The organism is Bacillus cereus G9842, assembly GCF_000021305.1.
Taxonomy (GTDB): Bacteria; Bacillota; Bacilli; order Bacillales; family Bacillaceae_G; genus Bacillus_A; species Bacillus_A thuringiensis_S.
The window spans coordinates 3620188-3638245 of the sequence record NC_011772.1; the positions used below are offsets into that span (position 1 = coordinate 3620188).

Sequence of the window (18058 nt, forward strand, 5' to 3'; positions counted from 1 at the left end):
ATGTATTATCAATAACTAAAAAACGGCAAACTAACTGAAATCTCACACCTTCCAGCTAGCCGCCATTTCACTATGTATTATTGCGTCTTCACTGTCTTTCCATATTCACGAACAATATCAAATTTACTATCATCAGATTTAATATATCCTTCATGGGAATATACTTCTTTAATGATTTTACGGCCTTCCTCATTTTTTCCAATTTCAATGAAAGCATCTTGTAATTTCTTACTCCACTCTGCATCTAAATCCGAGCGTACAGAAATTGTATCGTTCGGAATTTTCTCAGTAAATTTCACTATTTTCGTTTGATCAAATATATTCGGATAATCTTTTTTTACAATATTACGAGCATCTTGGAATACAACAGCTGCATCTACATCACCATTTAAAAGTGCAATAAGTGACTGATCATGGCCTTTTAATGTAACAGGTTTCACATCCTTTAGCGGATCAATTCCCTCTTTTAATAGAACAGCTGCAGGCCATACATATCCTGCTGATGATGTTACATCTTGATAACCAATTTTTTTACCTTTTAAATCTTTTACACTATTTATATTAGAGTCTTTTTTAACAACAAACTCAGATTTATAATAGTCTACTAAATCTTTTGTAGGAGCTCCTGTTTCATCCTCTACTCCAAAACGTTGTGCTTGCAAAATTACATTAGCAGCCTTCTTTTCATGTGCTAACACGTACGCTGTTGGCGGTAAAAACCCTACATCTACTTGTTTAGATGCCATCGCTTCTACAATTGTATTGTAGTTAGTTGAAATACTAACTTTTACCGGAATATTTAATTTATCGCTTAATAGCTTTTCCAATGGTTTTGCCTTCGCCTCTAGCGTATCCGCATTTTGAGAAGGAACAAATTGAACATTTAAGGTCTTTGGTACATAACCTTTTTTCGTATCTTCATTTTTACTTGCACTTGATTCTTTCGCTCCGCAGCCACTTAATAATCCCGCCGCTAGTACAACTGTTGTACTCATTGCAAAAACTTTTTTCAACATATTAATGCCTCCATTTTTCTTGTTATGAAATAAGCTTCCGTAAACATGAAGAAATATATCACATATTTTGATGCACAATTTGTTATTTACAGAATCTTTACACATTCTATACATTCACATCAAAATTCACTTCACATATTTGATATGATGAATTGGAAGATAACAATAGAAAAGGTGAGTCATATTGGAACAAAATCAAACTGTAACTTTAAACATCTTATTAACAAGCGATATACATGGCACTGTTTATCCCATTTACTACCAAGATAACTCCCCGGCAGAACTTGGTTTAGCTAAAATTTCTACTCTTATAAAAAAAGAACGTTCCCAAAATACAAACGTTCTTTTAATTGATAATGGTGACTTCATTCAAGGAACACCATTTACTTATCATTATGTTACATACGAAAAAAACAAAAAAAACCCAATGTCCTTATTAGCGAATTACCTACAGTATGATGCTGCAGTTATCGGCAATCATGAATTTAATTACGGGATGGACATATTAAATAATGCTGTGACTACTGCGAACTTCCCGTACCTATCAGCAAACATTTTAGATAAAAACATAAAGAAACCCTATTTCGGAAAACCTTATATAATCAAACAGATTGAATCAAATATAAAAATTGCTATTTTAGGGGTAACAACACATTACATCCCAAATTGGGAACAGGCCCATCATATTAAAGATTTACTATTTGAAGATGCATTAGAGACTACAAAAAAATGGGTTTCTTATATTCACGAACACGAGAAACCAGATTTATTAGTCGTAGCCTATCACGGTGGATTTGAAAGTGATTTACAAACCGGGGAACCGACTGAAGTGTTAACAGGTGAAAACCAAGGATATGCAATGTGCCAGGAAATTGAAGGCATAGATCTTTTACTAACAGGTCATCAACACCGAGACATTTCTCACACAATGGCTAACGGTGTAACAATTTTACAGACCGGATGCAATGGACACTCAGTTGGAAAAGTAAAAGTAACATTCGAAAAAATGAAACATAAATGGGTGAAAAAAGAGAGTTCTTCTGAATTATTATCTGTACAAGGGGTTGCAGCGGACCAAGATGTACTTTCATTGGTAGCCGATTACGAAGAGAAAACACAAAAGTGGCTTGATCAACCTATTGGAATTATTGAGGGGGACATGCAAATTTCAGATGCTATGCAAACTCGTTTGCATGATCATCCTTTTATCGAGTTCATAAATAAAATACAGATGGATATAGCTAATGTATCAATTTCTTGTACAAGTTTGTTCCATAATACATCTCCAGGCTTCCCAGAACATGTAACAATGCGTGACATCGTTTCTAATTATATTTATCCAAACACATTAAAAGTAATTAGAATAACTGGAGCAGATATAAAAGATGCTCTTGAACTCTCTGCTTCTTATTTCACATTAAAAACAGATGGATCCATCATCGTAAGCCCTACCTACATAGAACCAAAGCCACAACATTATAATTATGATATGTGGGAAGGGATTTCATATGTATTAAACATTTCAAAACCAATTGGTGAAAGAGTAGAATCTTTACAGCATAAAAGTGCTCCTCTTAATATGAATGACGAATATGACGTTGTAATGAATAATTATCGTGCAAGTGGCGGGGGAAATTTCTTTATGTTTCAAAACAAACCGATAGTAAAAGATATACCCACTGATATGTCTGAACTTATCGCTAATTATATATTGGAACATAGAACGATAGAAGCAACCGTTAATAACAACTGGAAAGTTATTAAATAAGGATTTTTACAAATAAAAAAGATGGGCTTCGCCCATCTTTTAATTTAATTTTGCATTATCTTGCTTTTTTAAAGCTTTTAATTTCGTCGGTGTAACATCTGTACCTTCTTCGTTAACAACTTTAATACCTTTAAGTTCGTTTAACATATTTTGACGAAATCCTTTTAAATATTGTTCACGTAGCGATTGACGCTCACGTTGCTCTTCTTCAGTTAAACCTTCAGCTTTTGCTTTTTTCGCTAAGAAGTTAATGCGTTCAACGAGTTCGTGATTAATCATCTCGAATCCCCCTTCTAATCAAAACTGATTATTATCATACAATAGTTACTCTTCTTTATCAAGCAATTGCTTCGTATACTCTACATATCTACGATGTACAGTCGCCTTTGAAACATTATGACCAAATCCACGTAGTGTTGCTGCAATTTCTTCAAACGTGAGTTCACTTTTTCGCAAACGTACAATTTCCTCAATTGGCACTTCTTTTTTCTCTCTTCCTACACTTAAATGACGATTTTTTAAATTATTTTCTGGACGATAACCTTTTTCTACTGCACGTTGCATACCTCGTTTAATTTTCAAGTTATGAATCTTCCTTTGATATTCTTCAACAATACCAATAATATCTAATACCATCGAATCAGAATCCGACAATTGTAATTCACCATTATGTGTATGTGTATATACTTTTATGCCTTCTTTATGTAAACAATGCATTAATGCAATCTTCGCATTCCCTCTACCAAGGCGCGTTTCATCTTGTATAAGTAACACATCAATTTGTTCGTCCCGAATTGTATCTAACACCTCTAATATACCGTCACGTTCAATTGTATACCCACTAGCCTGCTCTTCAATCACCTTAGTAACATTCATTTGATAGCGCTCAGCTAAATGCAATAATTCATCTTTTTGACGTAATAATGATGTTTCTTGCGCTTCTTTCGTTGTACTCACACGTGCATAAATAATTGCATTCATTTTGAACCCCTCTTTCTCCCTATCATTTCCCTATAGTGTAACATAAATCTGCCATTTGTTCGAACTTATGTTTGTAGAATGTTTTTTCACATGTTATACTTATTAATAAGAAAAATGAAAGAAAACGAGGTGTTAGAAAACATGGAAAAGTTAACGAAACGCCAGCAAGACATTCTCGACTTTATTAAGCTAAAAGTACAAGAAAAAGGATATCCACCTTCCGTACGTGAAATTGGTCAAGCAGTCGGCCTCGCTTCTAGTTCTACAGTGCACGGACATTTATCACGATTAGAAGAAAAAGGATACATTCGACGCGATCCAACAAAACCACGTGCCATTGAAATTTTAGGCGAAGACCGAATGGATACGGAAACACAATCTGTTATTCAAGTTCCAATTGTCGGAAAAGTTACTGCTGGTTTACCAATTACAGCGGTCGAAAGCGTAGAGGAACATTTCCCACTTCCAGCTAGCATTGTTTCCGGAGCAGACCAAGTGTTCATGTTACGTATTTCTGGAGATAGTATGATTGAAGCTGGTATTTTCGATGGAGATTTAGTTGTTGTTCGCCAACAACAGTCTGCATATAATGGTGAAATTGTAGTCGCTTTAACAGAAGATAACGAAGCAACTGTTAAACGTTTCTATAAAGAAAAAGACCATTTCCGTCTACAACCAGAAAACTCTTCATTAGAACCTATCATTTTAAAACAAGTGTCAGTTATCGGGAAAGTAATTGGCGTATATCGTGATTTACATTAAAAATAACAAAAAGAAGATAATTACCTTATTTATATACGGTAATTATCTTCTTTTTGTATTTTGATAGATTTCCATGCACTCTATTTCTTATTAACGAGTTTCAATCGTGACATCTCCAGCAGCCGTTTTACCGCTAATCTTTTTACTACCATTTCCAATTGTTACGTTATTATTTTCTTCATTAAAAATTGTTACATCTCCGGCAGCACTTTGCCCAGTAATTACCGCATCTTGTGGTTTTTCCGATAAAGTAATATCTATATCTCCCGCAGTTGAACTTGCTTCTAGATTATACTTAGAATCATGATCTTGAATATTTATTTCCCCACTTGTTGTTTTTGCGGTCACTTTCCCTATTACTTTTTTAAAGTTCACCTCACCAGCTTTTGTAGATCCCTCCACATTCTTAGACGTTACTTGTTTCAGCTCTACTTCTCCAGCAAGTGTTCTAACACTTACACTATCACTTTTCACATCACTCATTTCGATTTGTCCAGCAGATGAATTTACTTTTACATCTTGATAAGAGCGTTCGGGCACAAGGAGAGTCAATTTAGACGTTTGGAACCTAAAATCGTAAAAAGAAAAATCAAATGAAGCACCTTTTTCTCTTTCCCCAATAATTTTTAATGTGTCACCATCTTCTGCAATACGAATCACTTGTTTACGTACATCTCCTGATTGCTTTACATAAAAAGAAGAGTCAGGAGATTTTTGGATAACAATATCTCCGGCATCTAACTTAACTTCTATATTTTTTAATGTTTCGTTTTTAATTACATCTTCTTTATCGCCTTTTTCAGCAGTTTGTACTGCTTTTTCATATGTTTGGGAAATTCCTATTACTCCAATAATGATACAAGCGATAGCGATTAAAAATAGTTTTTTCATCATTTACTCTCCTTTTATCATTTTGAAGTTCCATATTACGTATCGTACACACAATCTCTTAAACCACTTTGTACTATAAAAAGCGATAATACATAACAACAAACCTACTCCAACAAACGTTATACTAACGAAAAGATCCAACCATATAAAAGTACCCATAAATACTTTTCCAATAACGAAAAATGGTGTTACTACACTAGCAATACCACCAATCCAAAAAGAAAATATAAAAGCAATAATTGCGACTAACGGGCCTAACACAATAATAAAATTAAACAAACTAAGTCCAATCGCTGCCATAACAGCTCTTGTCACATTTGAAGTCGATGGATTTTTTTTCATTTCATCGAAGCGATACATCGCAAGTAATTCTTTTGCGATTACTTTCGGAGAACCAAGGCCCTGTATTATTTCTGATTCAGTTTTCCCCTCTTCTAGTCCAAACTGAAAGTGCTCTTCATAATCCAATAAAATATCTTGCCTCTCTTCCTCTGGTAACTTTCTAAGATAACTTGATAATTCTTTAAGAAACCCTTCTTTACTCATCCCATTCCACCCCTTCAATAATTTCTTGTACCCCTTTCGCAAAATCACGCCATTCTGTTACTAACAAATGAAATTGCGTCTCCCCTTGTTCTGTTAATTGATAATATTTACGAGGTGGCCCTTCCGTAGATTCCTTTAAATACGTTTGAAAATACCCTTCTTTCGTCAAACGACGTAACAAAGGGTATACTGACCCTTCCGATATTAAAAATTTATTAGAGATTTGCTGAACAAGTTCATAACCGTAACTATCTTTACGTTTTACAAGTGCTAATACACAAAGTTCAAGCACACCTTTTTTAAACTGAACGTTCAAGTGCCATCCTCCTTCCCTATCTCAGTACTGTTCAATACACGGTACCTGATTTATCCATAATATACCACTTAGTATTATTTATTGCAAGGTACTAAGCTATATTTATTCCCTAAATTTAGAAAGCGAACTAACGAATCCCTGAATAAGACTGTGTTATAACTAAGCATCCTTCAAGGTTTCATTTCATTTACATTAAATATTAGACTTCATTCACTCTTTCCTCTTGAAGAATCCACCACAACCTTATTCACTATAGCTAATGAGAAAAAGCCCCAATACTTATCGGTATTAGGGCTTTTTCTCATTATTATATATTAATTGAATTTCTATTTGAGAACCTACATACGCGACAAATAATTTAATATCATATTTTATTTCTCATCCCCGTTTCCCAATATTTTTTGCTTAACATCTGATAAATCCTTTGACAACGAACTAAATGCTTTTGCTTGTTCTTCAATGACCTGTTGATTTTTTTCAATAACTTTTTGATATTGTTCTTCGCGCTGTTCATTCTTTTTTTGCGTAGTAAACAGCATCCACACAAATAAAGCTGCGAATGCTCCTTGTTGAATCATTGAATTGAAGATTTGTTCTTCCATCGTTCTCATCTCCTTTTCAAAAATTAAAAAGAATCACACGAGTGACCCTACTCTAATATCCTTATCTCACATTAAAATGTTCTTCTTTTACCCATGTATTTTGTCCAATATCGATATAACCATCTTTTCTTGCAAAAATCCCATATGGATAAGATCCATCTACATTTCCTTTATAATTTCCATTTGGACCATCATATGTGTTAATACCATAACCTGCTGGATATTTTGAATAAGCATGGAACCACTCTACTTCAAAGTGTTCTTCTTTTGCCCATGCTTCCCAACCTAGGCACAACATATTTTCATTCCCACCATACCAAGCAGCATCTATAATTAAATATGGCATTTTTGTATTAATGACATGACCTGTGAACCAGGCATCTTTTCCAGGGCCACTATATAAATTGATACCCGATCCTTCTGGGTATTTAGACGTTGCGATACCTAGCCCTTTTGGTTGTAGTGGTTTATTAGAAGGATCTGTTGTACCACCACCGTCTCCTTTTCCTAAGTAATCTAATGGATTCACAGCATTACTCTTATTAACGTTCCAAGACCCTTTATGCAATTCAAAATGTAGATGTTGACCAGTAACTTCTCCCGTGCTACCCATAACTCCAATAGTTTGTCCTTGCGTAACATAATCACCTTCTTTCACCGTTCGAGAACCGCTACGCATATGAGCATATACTGTTTCCCATGTACCCCCATCAATAGTGTGCACAATCATAATACATTCACCATAACTAGATGAAACATAAGAACGACTAACTCGTCCGCTAGCCGCTGCATAAATCGGATGATAACCCGATTCAGCCAGATCTATCCCATGATGATCTGGTCTACTCCCCCTAAAACCACTTGTTACTCTCGTTGTATCGGTTGGATAAATAAATTTCGCCATAATAATCTTCCTTCCTATTTATAAGTGATATAAAAAGGCACTTAAAAAAGCACCCTTTCATAACATTTTTTCTTTATATTTAAATTTAATATTTATAATCGCAGAATAAGAAACCCTTTGTTATTACCTTACATTAAAATGTTCTTCTTTTACCCATGTATTTTGTCCAATATCGATATAGCCATCTTTTCTCGCAAAAACGCCATATGGATAAGATCCATCTACATTTCCTTTATAATTTCCATTTGGACCATCATATGTGTTAATACCATAACCTGCTGGATATTTTGAATAAGCATGGAACCACTCTACTTCAAAGTGTTCTTCTTTCGCCCATGCTTCCCAACCTAGGCACAACATATTTTCATTCCCACCATACCAAGCAGCATCTATAATTAAATATGGCATTTTTGTATTAATGACATGACCTGTGAACCAAGCATCTTTTCCAGGGCCACTATATAAATTGATACCCGATCCTTCTGGGTATTTAGACGTTGCGATTCCTAGTCCTTTTGGTTGTAACGGTTTATTGTCACCACCATCAGTTCCTCCGTTAAAATCAACATATTGCTTAACAATTTCAGAGTAGAAGAAATTCCCCCCATTTTTATATCGATAACCACCATTGTAGGCAACAGCGATAGGGTGACTATATTTCACCATAGCACCAGTTGTATTTCCGAGTGATGGAGCAACAACTGTTTTAGAATACAAATCTGCTACCGGTAATGAATGCTGTTTATTGTTAGAAGCTAACCAGCGAAGGTAAGCTCGTCCAAAATTATACGATTGAACAATGGCACTTAAATCTGTAATACCATTTTTCTTTGCATCATCAAAAGCTCCCTTTAAATGCTTTACTCCGTAATAAATTGAATCCTTAGGATTTTTAATTGTATTCATTGGCCAACCTTGTGATTCACTGGACTGCATAATATCGGGGGTTGTTTCAGAGTTCCCTCCACTTTCCACCATAATAATTCCAAGTACGTAAGGAACTAACTCAGGTACTCCTTGTGCGGAACATTCACTTTCTACCATTGATTGCCAACGTAACACTTGTTGTGGCAAATTCTTTGTTTTGACTGAAGCAGCTAATAAATTCATCATTAAACATCTCCTTATTTGCTATTATTTTCGCCTGTAAACCTACTACTTTACTAAATATAACCGGAAGCCAAATGCCCATTTATCTATAAAATCACTTCATGTTACTCACCTTCTTTCACAACAAAAAGAGCAACCATAAAAATAGTTGCCCTTTCGTCGAAATCTTATATTACTACTATAAATCACTTTTTCAATACTTTCTGTACACTGCATGTATCCTACAAAAAGGTAACATTAAAACCCATCTAAAAACTTGACAATCTTTCTTATTTCAGCATGTTTTCGGCGGATATAGCCTGTACTATAATGTAATTCAAACGCTATTTGTTCTAAAGTCATTCCATCAACATATTTCATTTTAAGTATTTGATGATCCAGTCCTGTAAACTTATTAATTAAAAGCTTTAAATCATACTCTTCATTCATCTTATAAGCTAATTCATATTCAATTACTTCAATTCGTCCTTCTACCTTAGCCCCTTCCGATTCAGCGTTTAATCGTACATTTTGCAAATCACCACTAATCCAACGCTTCAATTCGGCTTTTGATTTATCTAAGTTGTATTCTAAATAAGTAATTTCTTCTTCTAACTTCTTACAATCTTTGAGCCATTCGAACACTTACCGATTCACCCACTTCCGTTCTTTTTACAAAGTCTCTTAATACTAATTTAATAGAATGAATATGCTTATTAACTTTTTCAATCTTTATTACTTGTAAATTATCTTTCATTTTATAAACACAACCCTTTCCTAACATTTTTTTACCCTCTATTGATAAGTTCCTTACATCTTTAGAATTCAGATATTGTAATTAATTCCTGAATCCTTTTGAAAAAACTTCTAACAGTTCCCATAGAACTTTAAGAAATAAACTGAAATTACAAATGGTTCATACTTGATCCAAACATTCACTAATATCTTTATAATACTGTTCACTATGCATCGGGAATCTTTAAAGAATATAAATGTATTATTTTTTATTAAGGTAATATATTTCAAAATAACAAAATCATCTAACGTTTTTTCTTATGACTTATATTTATTTAACACTTCTTGTAATCTCTCACGCTCTTCATCAGTAGATTGCACGATTTTTCTTTCCTCTTCTTGATTTGTTGATTCATCATCTTTGTATAACCAATCAGGTACAATCTCTTTTCTATTTGAATACTTCCTACCTATCCCATTATATTTCTTTTTCTTGCTCATTTCGAAACGTCTATCTAGTATGGCCACATCAACTAATGTTTTAACTTCTTGCTCCTTCCAATTCCTCAATATAGCCTTAATGTAGTTCCATCTTGGTGCATTCTCATCAACGGCTTTATTAATTGCATGCTGAATTAATTCATCACTAAACAAATTACAAAAATCCCCCAACTCTGCAATTGCAATTTCACTTAACGGAATGCCCGTCCCCTTAATAAAGTTGCAACTTACTTTAACCTTCTCATTGCTGGATACACAAGAATCTAATTTATCAATATCATCATAATGATTAGTATTTTGTATATTAGTATTTCGTTTATTAGTAGTTATTCTATTAGTATTTAGTAGTGCTTGATTTTCCTCATATGGCTTTACCACATCTTGGTTTTCCACTTGTGGCATGTTCCTTTGTGGCGTTTCGTAAATTTCCGTATCCCACCTTGTAATTTTTTTGGTATTCCCATCACGAACAGGATAACGTTTTACATAACCTAATTCTTTTAATTCCTTAAAACCTGTACGGAGCGAATCTTCTCCATCCTTAGCATGTCGAGCTAATTCGCTAATATGAAAAGTCCAATCGTCTGGTAATGTAAGCGCATAGGCTAAGATTCCTTTCGCTTTCCAAGACAACCTTTCATCTTTTAAACCAGTATTATTTATAACGGAATAATTACTATCTTTTTTCACTCGAATAATTCCCATACTAGCCACCTCATAAATTCTCAAAAACGGTATTCAATGGTATACTTATCTAGAGATATTTTTTCTTATAGAATCCGCTGCAACGGATTCTTTTCTTATACATTCATTCAAAACAATTATGCTATCCGTATCAATTTTCTCCTAAACCTCTCTTATTCCTCAAATTCAACATCCACTTGAATTTCGATATTCATAGGAATTTCTTGTGTTATACGAATCACATTTTGACTCACTCCTTTTTGAATAAGCTTTCTAACCTGCTCTTTTGCATCTTCTTTTGTTTTAAATTCACTGACAGTTGGTAGTCCTGCTAAACTGCTAGTAATGACTAAAATCTTTCTTTGCATGTTCTTTCCTCCTACTGAATTTCTGCCATATTTATTTGTGAGTTTTTAACTGTAATTTCTTCATTTAAAACAGTTGGAATTGAATATTCTTCATTAATAATTTGTATCGCTCTATCCAAATGATAACGTTTAATAGCTTTATAACTATTCACACCAAATTCCCGATGTAACTGACTATAAATATCTCTATATAACTTTCTTCTAAGGCCGATATCCTGATAAGAATTTGAATTTTTACCTCCCAATAACATAACACCTAACCTCTTTACAGCCCTTATTATCTCTTCACACTCAATAGCATAAAGCGGCGTATTTTCTCGCAATTCCTTCACCTCAGACTTAATCTCTTGTATCTCCTGAGTATGCCCTTCTAACGCAGCAAATGTTAACTTTAAAACCCCCATTGGATCCTTTGGCACATTTTGTTGATTTTGTATATACTGCTTCATTCGTTTGAACTCTTTCATAAATTTAATTTTCATTCCAACCGCTTCTCTAGTGGTATATCCCATAACAAGTAACGTGAATGCTTCTTCTGTTAAATCATATTTAGGGATCCACCTGTTCTTTGAATTAACATAAGTGGACTCGTGAAAATTTTCTCCTCCAAACTCTTCATCTACATATACAATTTGTTTTCGAACTTCCTTCAAAACGTCGAAGTGATCTTTTTTGAATATCTTTGCAATTACCAAACTATCCGTTACTACTTTGCCATTAACTTCAAATACTAATGAACTATGTACTGATGAGTCAGTTAATTGCCCCATCCTCATCTCCTCCTCACTACTAATTTTGAACTATCTTTATTGTATTGAGATAATTTCGCACTACGCATAATTCGTTGCTTTCTTTTTACAGATTAACTAATTATCGAAATTTAATATAAATACTATAATATAAACCCTTTTATTAAGTCATTATTCAATAATTCAGTTATCCATTTTAAGCAATTCTCCTCCGATTTCAATTCGCTTCGTTTTCTTCAAATTCAAAAAGATATTCCAAATTATGTTCTGGAAAAAAAGTTTTCTTAATTTCAAAAGCTTCATCATAATAAAAACGAAATTTACCATTTATTTTGTCGCTCACTGTTGCGTGGCGAAGTTTCAGATGCGAAGAAATTTGTGTAATCATAATTCTTTTTCTCGCCATCTCTGCACGCAAATTCGGATACATCAACTCACCACCTATTTTATGTACGATATTGCGTTCATTTCCATTTAAATATAAACTCAATTTCGTATTTAGTCAACAAAAAAAACGTATTTAAATACTCAATTTCGTATACATTTCTATTTACTAACAAATTCAGTTAGGTTATGATATATACAGAAATACGCAATATCGTATACATTTTAATACGAAAGATGGTGAAAGTAATGAAAAAAGCAGAGGTTGTAACACGCTTAATAAAAGAAGCTGGCTATAGCAAAAGAGCCTTCGCCGAAAAAATAGGTCTCCCCCCCACAACACTGCAATCCATGTTATCAAGAGGGATTGGTAAAGCATCTGTTGATAATGTAATAAAAGTTTGTAAGGGATTAGGAATCACTACTGATGATTTAGAAAAACTCGCAACCCAAGAGGACAATACTGTTAAAGAAGAAGTTTCTATTTATGAAACCATCCAAAACGATCAATCAAATATTATTCATATTCCTATCATTGGTTCTGTAGCAGCTGGTACACCTATATTCGCTGAAGAAAATATCGAAGGCTATTTACCAATGCTAAGTACATTTTTAAACAAGCGTAAAAAGTATTTTTACCTTACTGTAAAAGGCACTAGCATGAATCTCGAATTCCCTGATGGTTCTTATGTTTTAGTAGAGGAAACTCCTTATGTTGAAAACGGACAAATTGCTGTTGTAAAAGTCAATGGTTATGATGCTACCGTGAAAAAGATTTCAAAATCTGGAAGCATCATTACTTTAATACCATTGAGTAATGACCCTATCCACGAACCAAAAACTTACGATCTTTCAGCTGAAGATGTAAAAATCATTGGTCGCGTTGTACAGGCAGTAAAGAATTATTAAGTCATAGCACAAGTGATTTAAAAAAAAGATAAGATCAATTCTTTCGAAAAGATTTTCTTAGTAACATGATTCAAAATAACCAAAAACAATCCATTATCTAGTAGTTAACATATCCAATAACTTCACTAAAAAAGCCCTGATACCGTAGTATCAAGGCTTTTTCATTTCACAAATTATATAAAACTTACATTTATCTGATAATATTTTTCTATGATATCACTACTTGTTATTAATTATTGGCTTTTATGTGGCTGCTTTTCATTTTGCAACCATATAAAATTGTAATAATAGGGAATTAAAAAACCCTTGATACGAGTTGTATCAAGGGTTCAAGCCTCTTAGTATAGAGACATATATTGATCGCGTTCCCATTGGTGAACTTGTGTTCTAAAGATATCCCACTCAATCTCTTTCGCTTCGATGAAGTGCTCAAGTAAGTGTTCTCCTAGTGCACCGCATACTACTTCATTAGATTGTAATGTAACTAACGCTTGCGCTAATGTTGCTGGTAAGTCAACGATACCTGCTTCTTCGCGCTCTTCTTTTGTCATTACATAGATGTTACGGTCTACTGCAGCTGGTGGAGTTAATTTGTTTTTAATTCCATCAAGACCTGCAGCTAATAATGTAGCCATTACTAAATATGGGTTTGCAGCTGGGTCAACACTACGTACTTCTACGCGTGTACTAATACCACGAGATGCAGGGATACGTACTAACGGGCTACGGTTTTGTGCAGACCATGCTACGTAACAAGGCGCTTCATATCCAGGTACTAGACGTTTATATGAGTTTACAGTTGGATTTGCTATCGCTGTAAATGCTGGTGCATGTTTTAAAATACCTGCGATGAAGTGACGAGCATCATCACTTAGTTGTAAGTCACCGTTTGCATCAAAGAATACGTTCTCACCATTTTTAAATAATGATAAGTTACAGTGCATACCTGAACCGTTCACACCGTATAGTGGTTTCGGCATAAATGTTGCGTGTAAACCATGTTTACGAGCAATTGTTTTTACAACAAGTTTGAATGTTTGAATGTCATCACATGAGCGAATTGCATTTGCATATTTAAAGTCAATTTCATGCTGCCCTGGAGCAACCTCATGGTGAGATGCTTCAATTTCAAATCCCATTTCTTCAAGTTCAAGAACGATATCACGACGACAGTTTTCCCCTAGATCCATCGGCGCAAGGTCGAAGTATCCACCGTTATCGTTTAATTCTAATGTTGGATTTCCTTTTTCATCAACCTTAAATAGGAAGAATTCTGGCTCTGGTCCAAGATTGAAGTCTGAAAATCCTAAAGCTTCCATTTCTTTTAACACACGTTTTAAGTTGTTACGTGGGTCTCCATCAAATGGAGTGCCATCTGCATTGTAAATATCACAGATTAGTCGAGCTACTTTACCTTTTTCAGCTGTCCAAGGGAAAATTACCCAAGTGTCTAAATCAGGATATAAATACATATCAGATTCTTCAATACGTACGAAACCTTCAATCGAAGATCCATCAAACATCATTTTGTTATCAAGAGCTTTCGTTAATTGTCTCACTGGAATCTCTACGTTTTTAATTACCCCTAAAAGGTCCGTAAATTGTAAACGGATATACTTTACATTCTCTTCTTTCGCCAAACGGAAAATATCTTCTTTTGTGTATCTAGACATTATAAATTCCTCCTTAGTCCCTCTAATCGCCTTCAGAATCAGTTATCTTTAGTGAAAAAATCTTGAAATGTCACCTTGTCGCAATGAAGTTCGATTGAATCTACCTGTATGTTGTAGTTCATCTCGAAGTATTTTGCGAAGCTCAGTTTTTGAAATTTCTTTTGTTTCTTCTTTTACTTTCACTGCTTCTGTTTGATTTTCTTTCATTAGTAACACTTGCTTAATACCAGCCATATTCAAGCCTTGATCTAACAAATCTTTAATCTCTAACAACTTATCTACATCGTTAAATGAAAATAATCTACGATTCCCCTTTGTACGGGTTGGAGAAACAAGATTATGCTCTTCATAGTAGCGAATTTGACGTGCAGACAATTGTGTTAAATCCATAACAATACCAATTGGAAACAGCGGGGCAGAACGTCTATCTTCTTTCATTTTTCAGTTCCTCCTTCGCCTTAACTGCTTCTCATTTTATAACATGTTATGTTTAGTGTCAATAGATGTTAGCTTTTCTTACATGATTTTTTATAAATTTTTTCATTCTTTTTTCTAATCGCATAAATCGTTACTTTTATACGAAAAAAGCTGCCGATATCGACAGCTCCCCTTTAAGAAATTGTTAATAAATTCTTTTCAATCAATTCATCAATCGCAGAACAAATCGCAATTTTAACATGCGAATACGTTAATCCACCTTGCACATATGCAACATACGGTGGTCTAATCGGACCATCAGCAGACAATTCAATACTTGCACCTTGAATAAATGTTCCCGCCGCCATAATTACATCATCTTCATAACCTGGCATATAGTTTGCATACGGAGTAAAATGCGAATTAATTGGAGATGCATATTGAATCGCTTGGCAGAAGGCAATCATACGGTCTTTATCATCAAATTGAACAGATTGAATTAAGTCTGTTCTTGGTGCATTCCACGCTGGTGACGTGTTCATTCCTAACTTTTCTAAAAACGCAGCTGTAAAAATTGCACCTTTCAGCGCTTGTCCTGCAACATGTGGCGCTAAGAAGAACCCTTGATACATTTCTTGCAGACTGTATAAAGACGCTCCAGCTTCCGCACCAATTCCCGGAGATGTTAAACGATATGCACACGCTTCAACATACTGTTCTTTACCGACAATGTAACCACCAGTTTTTACAATTCCCCCGCCTGGGTTTTTAATAAGCGAACCCGCCATTAAATCTGCACCAACATGACACGGCTCTTGCTCTTCAATAAACTCACCATAACAGTTATCTACAAACACAACAACATCAGGTTTAATTTCTTTAACAAACGCGATCATCTCTTTAATTTGATAAATAGTAAACGATGGACGAGTAGCATAACCTTTCGAACGCTGAATACCGATCATTTTCGTATTACTATGAATCGCTGCTGCAACAGCTTCAAAATCAACAAGCCCACCTTCAGTTAGCGGAACTGCATTGTAACCAATATTATATTCTTTAAATGAACCTACACCTTTCCCACGCACGCCAACGATTTCCTCTAACGTATCATACGGTTTTCCAGTGATGTACAATAACTCATCTCCTGGACGTAAAATACCGAATAACGCTGTAGAAATAGCGTGAGTACCTGAAATAATTTGCGGACGAACAAGTCCAGCTTCCGCTCCAAACACATCAGCATACACTTTTTCTAACGAATCACGGCCAATATCATCATAACCATAACCTGTCGTCGGGATAAAATGCGAGTCACTAATTTTATGTTTACGAAAACTTTCTAATACACGAAACTGATTACTTTCAATTACTTCATCCGCACGTTTATGTACTTCTGTAATCTGACTCTCTACTTCTTTTACGATTGGAGCAATTTTTTCTCCATTTTTCAAACGATCAAACATTTTTATTTTCTCCTTCTTCCACTAAAAATCTCTTTAATTGCACATTAAGCGATGAATGAGTAAAAATATACCCTGCACAATCATATACAAATTTATCTTCCAGAAACTCCATCTTTGCTAATAGCGTTTCCGTCTTTAAAAGCGTTAATAACTTACCTTCACTCGGAGGGATTTCTACTCGATAACGATCCATTTCTTTCTTCATTTTCATTTCTATCGCTTCTTTTATACGCAATAAATCACTTTCTTCAAAAGCACTAGTCATTAAGAAATCACTTTTCGGAAACGGAATAAAGTTTTGATGTAATTCATCTTTTTTATTATATAACGTAATAATAGGAATATGATTAATTTCAAGTTCTGATAATAATCGTTTTACTGTTCTTTCATGCCCTATGTAGTTAGGATCCGCAGAATCAACTACATGTAAAATAACATCTGCTTCCCCCGCTTCTTCCAGTGTTGAACGAAAAGCAGCAATTAATGAAGTGGGTAAATCTTGTATAAAACCAACAGTATCAGTTAGTAATACTGTATAACCAGAAGGTAACGGCATCTTCCTCGTCGTTGGGTCTAGTGTTGCAAACAGAAGGTTTTCTTCAAACGTATTAGCTTCCGTTAATCTATTAAACAGTGTCGATTTCCCTGCATTTGTATAGCCTATTAATGAAACTTGAAATACTTTATTGTCTTTTCTTCTCTCACGATATCTTTTTCGGTGTTCCACAACAACTGCAAGTTGTTTCTTTATTTCATCAATACGCGATCGAATATGACGACGATCCGTCTCAAGTTTCGTCTCACCCGGTCCTCTCGTTCCAATACCACCACCAAGACGTGATAAGGACAACCCTTGACCCATAAGACGTGGCATTGTATATTGCAACTGAGCTAATTCTACTTGAAGCTTACCTTCCCTCGACTTCGCACGTTGCGCAAAAATATCTAGTATTAGTTGCGTTCGATCAATTACTCTCGCATCTAATACTGAGGATAAATTCCGAATTTGACTCGGCGTTAATTCATTATTAAATACAATAACATCCGGCTCTAATTCTTCAGTTAGCATTGTAAGCTCTTCTAATTTCCCTTTACCTATGTAAGTTGCCGGATGAAACTTTGGTCGTTTTTGCGTTGTTGAAACTAACACTTCCGCTCTCGCAGTCTTAGCTAGTGATGCAAGCTCTTTCATGGAATGCATAAATTTTTCATCATCATCTTGCGGCAATTGACAGCCTACTAATATGACTTTTTCTTTTTCTTCCATCAAATATGTTCACTCATCCTTTTCGAAATT

22 protein-coding genes are annotated in these 18058 nt (G+C 34.6%); 3 read left to right on the forward strand and 19 right to left on the reverse strand.

The window, feature by feature from the left end:
- Positions 1-77: 77 nt before the first annotated feature.
- Complete coding sequence (locus BCG9842_RS18065; protein ID WP_000915042.1) at positions 78-1016, reverse strand: phosphate/phosphite/phosphonate ABC transporter substrate-binding protein; 939 nt, start codon at positions 1014-1016, stop codon at positions 78-80.
- Between the two features lie 184 nt (positions 1017-1200).
- Between BCG9842_RS18065 and BCG9842_RS18070 the strand changes: the two genes are divergently transcribed.
- Entirely contained in the window at positions 1201-2784 is a 1584-nt protein-coding gene (locus BCG9842_RS18070) for a bifunctional metallophosphatase/5'-nucleotidase (protein ID WP_000437463.1), read from the forward strand.
- Between the two features lie 39 nt (positions 2785-2823).
- Here BCG9842_RS18070 and BCG9842_RS18075 read toward each other — a convergent pair whose 3' ends face one another.
- Both BCG9842_RS18075 and BCG9842_RS18080 read right to left on the reverse strand, forming a co-directional pair.
- The gene (locus BCG9842_RS18075; protein ID WP_000607015.1) at positions 2824-3063 is read right to left on the reverse strand and encodes a DUF896 domain-containing protein; all 240 of its coding nucleotides are present in this window, start codon (positions 3061-3063) and stop codon (positions 2824-2826) included.
- A 45-nt stretch (positions 3064-3108) separates the two neighbouring features.
- The gene (locus tag BCG9842_RS18080; RefSeq protein WP_000991471.1) at positions 3109-3765 is read right to left on the reverse strand and encodes a YneB family resolvase-like protein; all 657 of its coding nucleotides are present in this window, start codon (positions 3763-3765) and stop codon (positions 3109-3111) included.
- Between the two features lie 141 nt (positions 3766-3906).
- On the opposite strand from BCG9842_RS18080, the gene lexA reads away from it, so the two are divergent.
- Complete coding sequence (gene lexA / locus BCG9842_RS18085) at positions 3907-4527, forward strand: transcriptional repressor LexA (RefSeq protein WP_000413739.1); 621 nt, start codon at positions 3907-3909, stop codon at positions 4525-4527.
- 90 nt (positions 4528-4617) lie between these two features.
- Here lexA and BCG9842_RS18090 read toward each other — a convergent pair whose 3' ends face one another.
- The 12 genes from BCG9842_RS18090 to BCG9842_RS18140 all read right to left on the reverse strand — a co-directional run bounded on the left by BCG9842_RS18090 (position 4618) and on the right by BCG9842_RS18140 (position 12342).
- On the reverse strand, positions 4618-5421 hold the full coding sequence (locus BCG9842_RS18090) for a DUF4097 family beta strand repeat-containing protein (RefSeq protein WP_000976234.1): 804 nt from the start codon (positions 5419-5421) through the stop codon (positions 4618-4620).
- Positions 5422-5964: a DUF1700 domain-containing protein gene (locus BCG9842_RS18095; RefSeq protein ID WP_000031383.1), complete on the reverse strand. Its 543-nt coding sequence runs from the start codon at positions 5962-5964 to the stop codon at positions 5422-5424.
- A complete protein-coding gene (locus BCG9842_RS18100) occupies positions 5957-6280 on the reverse strand; it encodes a PadR family transcriptional regulator (RefSeq protein ID WP_001102628.1) in 324 nt (107 codons plus the stop codon). Before BCG9842_RS18100 ends, BCG9842_RS18095 begins: the two co-directional genes overlap by 8 nt.
- A 371-nt stretch (positions 6281-6651) precedes the next feature.
- Positions 6652-6882, reverse strand: a complete 231-nt coding sequence (locus tag BCG9842_RS18105; protein WP_000392443.1) for a BhlA/UviB family holin-like peptide — start codon at positions 6880-6882, stop codon at positions 6652-6654.
- 61 nt (positions 6883-6943) lie between these two features.
- Positions 6944-7786 carry a M23 family metallopeptidase gene (locus BCG9842_RS18110; RefSeq protein ID WP_001051370.1) on the reverse strand — a complete coding sequence of 281 codons (843 nt, stop codon included), beginning with the start codon at positions 7784-7786 and terminating at the stop codon, positions 6944-6946.
- 123 nt (positions 7787-7909) lie between these two features.
- Complete coding sequence (locus BCG9842_RS18115; RefSeq protein WP_033668930.1) at positions 7910-8896, reverse strand: lysozyme family protein; 987 nt, start codon at positions 8894-8896, stop codon at positions 7910-7912.
- A 237-nt stretch (positions 8897-9133) separates the two neighbouring features.
- Entirely contained in the window at positions 9134-9520 is a 387-nt protein-coding gene (locus tag BCG9842_RS18120) for a hypothetical protein (protein ID WP_000464422.1), read from the reverse strand.
- On the reverse strand, positions 9495-9659 hold the full coding sequence (locus BCG9842_RS31380; protein WP_000900737.1) for a hypothetical protein: 165 nt from the start codon (positions 9657-9659) through the stop codon (positions 9495-9497). The genes BCG9842_RS18120 and BCG9842_RS31380 overlap by 26 nt, the downstream gene beginning before the upstream one ends.
- A gap of 269 nt (positions 9660-9928) precedes the next feature.
- Complete coding sequence (locus tag BCG9842_RS18125) at positions 9929-10816, reverse strand: DnaD domain protein (protein WP_000511422.1); 888 nt, start codon at positions 10814-10816, stop codon at positions 9929-9931.
- Between the two features lie 152 nt (positions 10817-10968).
- Complete coding sequence (locus BCG9842_RS18130; RefSeq protein ID WP_001189066.1) at positions 10969-11163, reverse strand: hypothetical protein; 195 nt, start codon at positions 11161-11163, stop codon at positions 10969-10971.
- 11 nt (positions 11164-11174) lie between these two features.
- Positions 11175-11933: a phage regulatory protein gene (locus tag BCG9842_RS18135; RefSeq protein ID WP_000531298.1), complete on the reverse strand. Its 759-nt coding sequence runs from the start codon at positions 11931-11933 to the stop codon at positions 11175-11177.
- A gap of 196 nt (positions 11934-12129) precedes the next feature.
- A complete protein-coding gene (locus tag BCG9842_RS18140; protein WP_000283430.1) occupies positions 12130-12342 on the reverse strand; it encodes a hypothetical protein in 213 nt (70 codons plus the stop codon).
- A 203-nt stretch (positions 12343-12545) separates the two neighbouring features.
- Here BCG9842_RS18140 and BCG9842_RS18145 point away from each other — a divergent pair, with 203 nt between their 5' ends.
- Positions 12546-13205: a LexA family protein gene (locus BCG9842_RS18145; protein ID WP_000708856.1), complete on the forward strand. Its 660-nt coding sequence runs from the start codon at positions 12546-12548 to the stop codon at positions 13203-13205.
- Between the two features lie 338 nt (positions 13206-13543).
- Here the strand turns inward: BCG9842_RS18145 and glnA are convergent, their stop codons facing one another.
- The 4 genes from glnA to hflX all read right to left on the reverse strand — a co-directional run bounded on the left by glnA (position 13544) and on the right by hflX (position 18028).
- Complete coding sequence (gene glnA / locus BCG9842_RS18150; protein ID WP_000092763.1) at positions 13544-14878, reverse strand: type I glutamate--ammonia ligase; 1335 nt, start codon at positions 14876-14878, stop codon at positions 13544-13546.
- Positions 14879-14926: 48 nt separating this feature from the next.
- Positions 14927-15316 (reverse strand): transcriptional repressor GlnR, encoded by a 390-nt coding sequence (gene glnR / locus BCG9842_RS18155; RefSeq protein WP_000656783.1) that lies wholly within the window; start codon positions 15314-15316, stop codon positions 14927-14929.
- A gap of 173 nt (positions 15317-15489) precedes the next feature.
- Positions 15490-16761 (reverse strand): methionine gamma-lyase family protein, encoded by a 1272-nt coding sequence (locus BCG9842_RS18160; RefSeq protein ID WP_000460288.1) that lies wholly within the window; start codon positions 16759-16761, stop codon positions 15490-15492.
- Positions 16754-18028 carry a GTPase HflX gene (gene hflX / locus BCG9842_RS18165; RefSeq protein ID WP_000391414.1) on the reverse strand — a complete coding sequence of 425 codons (1275 nt, stop codon included), beginning with the start codon at positions 18026-18028 and terminating at the stop codon, positions 16754-16756. Before hflX ends, BCG9842_RS18160 begins: the two co-directional genes overlap by 8 nt.
- Positions 18029-18058 lie beyond the last annotated feature (30 nt).

What these genes read in the sequence shown, in the direction of transcription:
- BCG9842_RS18090 (WP_000976234.1), bottom strand. Translation starts at nt 5,421, where the DNA reads ATGATGAAAAAACTATTTTTAATCGCTATCGCTTGTATCATTATTGGA.
- BCG9842_RS18065 (WP_000915042.1), bottom strand. Translation starts at nt 1,016, where the DNA reads ATGTTGAAAAAAGTTTTTGCAATGAGTACAACAGTTGTACTAGCGGCG.
- glnA (WP_000092763.1), bottom strand. Translation starts at nt 14,878, where the DNA reads ATGTCTAGATACACAAAAGAAGATATTTTCCGTTTGGCGAAAGAAGAG.
- BCG9842_RS18115 (WP_033668930.1), bottom strand. Translation starts at nt 8,896, where the DNA reads ATGAATTTATTAGCTGCTTCAGTCAAAACAAAGAATTTGCCACAACAA.
- BCG9842_RS18135 (WP_000531298.1), bottom strand. Translation starts at nt 11,933, where the DNA reads ATGGGGCAATTAACTGACTCATCAGTACATAGTTCATTAGTATTTGAA.
- BCG9842_RS18130 (WP_001189066.1), bottom strand. Translation starts at nt 11,163, where the DNA reads ATGCAAAGAAAGATTTTAGTCATTACTAGCAGTTTAGCAGGACTACCA.
- hflX (WP_000391414.1), bottom strand. Translation starts at nt 18,028, where the DNA reads ATGGAAGAAAAAGAAAAAGTCATATTAGTAGGCTGTCAATTGCCGCAA.
- BCG9842_RS18145 (WP_000708856.1), top strand. Translation starts at nt 12,546, where the DNA reads ATGAAAAAAGCAGAGGTTGTAACACGCTTAATAAAAGAAGCTGGCTAT.
- BCG9842_RS18125 (WP_000511422.1), bottom strand. Translation starts at nt 10,816, where the DNA reads ATGGGAATTATTCGAGTGAAAAAAGATAGTAATTATTCCGTTATAAAT.
- BCG9842_RS18110 (WP_001051370.1), bottom strand. Translation starts at nt 7,786, where the DNA reads ATGGCGAAATTTATTTATCCAACCGATACAACGAGAGTAACAAGTGGT.
- BCG9842_RS18080 (WP_000991471.1), bottom strand. Translation starts at nt 3,765, where the DNA reads ATGAATGCAATTATTTATGCACGTGTGAGTACAACGAAAGAAGCGCAA.
- lexA (WP_000413739.1), top strand. Translation starts at nt 3,907, where the DNA reads ATGGAAAAGTTAACGAAACGCCAGCAAGACATTCTCGACTTTATTAAG.
- BCG9842_RS18105 (WP_000392443.1), bottom strand. Translation starts at nt 6,882, where the DNA reads ATGGAAGAACAAATCTTCAATTCAATGATTCAACAAGGAGCATTCGCA.
- BCG9842_RS31380 (WP_000900737.1), bottom strand. Translation starts at nt 9,659, where the DNA reads ATGTTAGGAAAGGGTTGTGTTTATAAAATGAAAGATAATTTACAAGTA.
- BCG9842_RS18140 (WP_000283430.1), bottom strand. Translation starts at nt 12,342, where the DNA reads ATGTATCCGAATTTGCGTGCAGAGATGGCGAGAAAAAGAATTATGATT.
- BCG9842_RS18075 (WP_000607015.1), bottom strand. Translation starts at nt 3,063, where the DNA reads ATGATTAATCACGAACTCGTTGAACGCATTAACTTCTTAGCGAAAAAA.
- BCG9842_RS18160 (WP_000460288.1), bottom strand. Translation starts at nt 16,761, where the DNA reads ATGTTTGATCGTTTGAAAAATGGAGAAAAAATTGCTCCAATCGTAAAA.
- glnR (WP_000656783.1), bottom strand. Translation starts at nt 15,316, where the DNA reads ATGAAAGAAGATAGACGTTCTGCCCCGCTGTTTCCAATTGGTATTGTT.
- BCG9842_RS18095 (WP_000031383.1), bottom strand. Translation starts at nt 5,964, where the DNA reads ATGAGTAAAGAAGGGTTTCTTAAAGAATTATCAAGTTATCTTAGAAAG.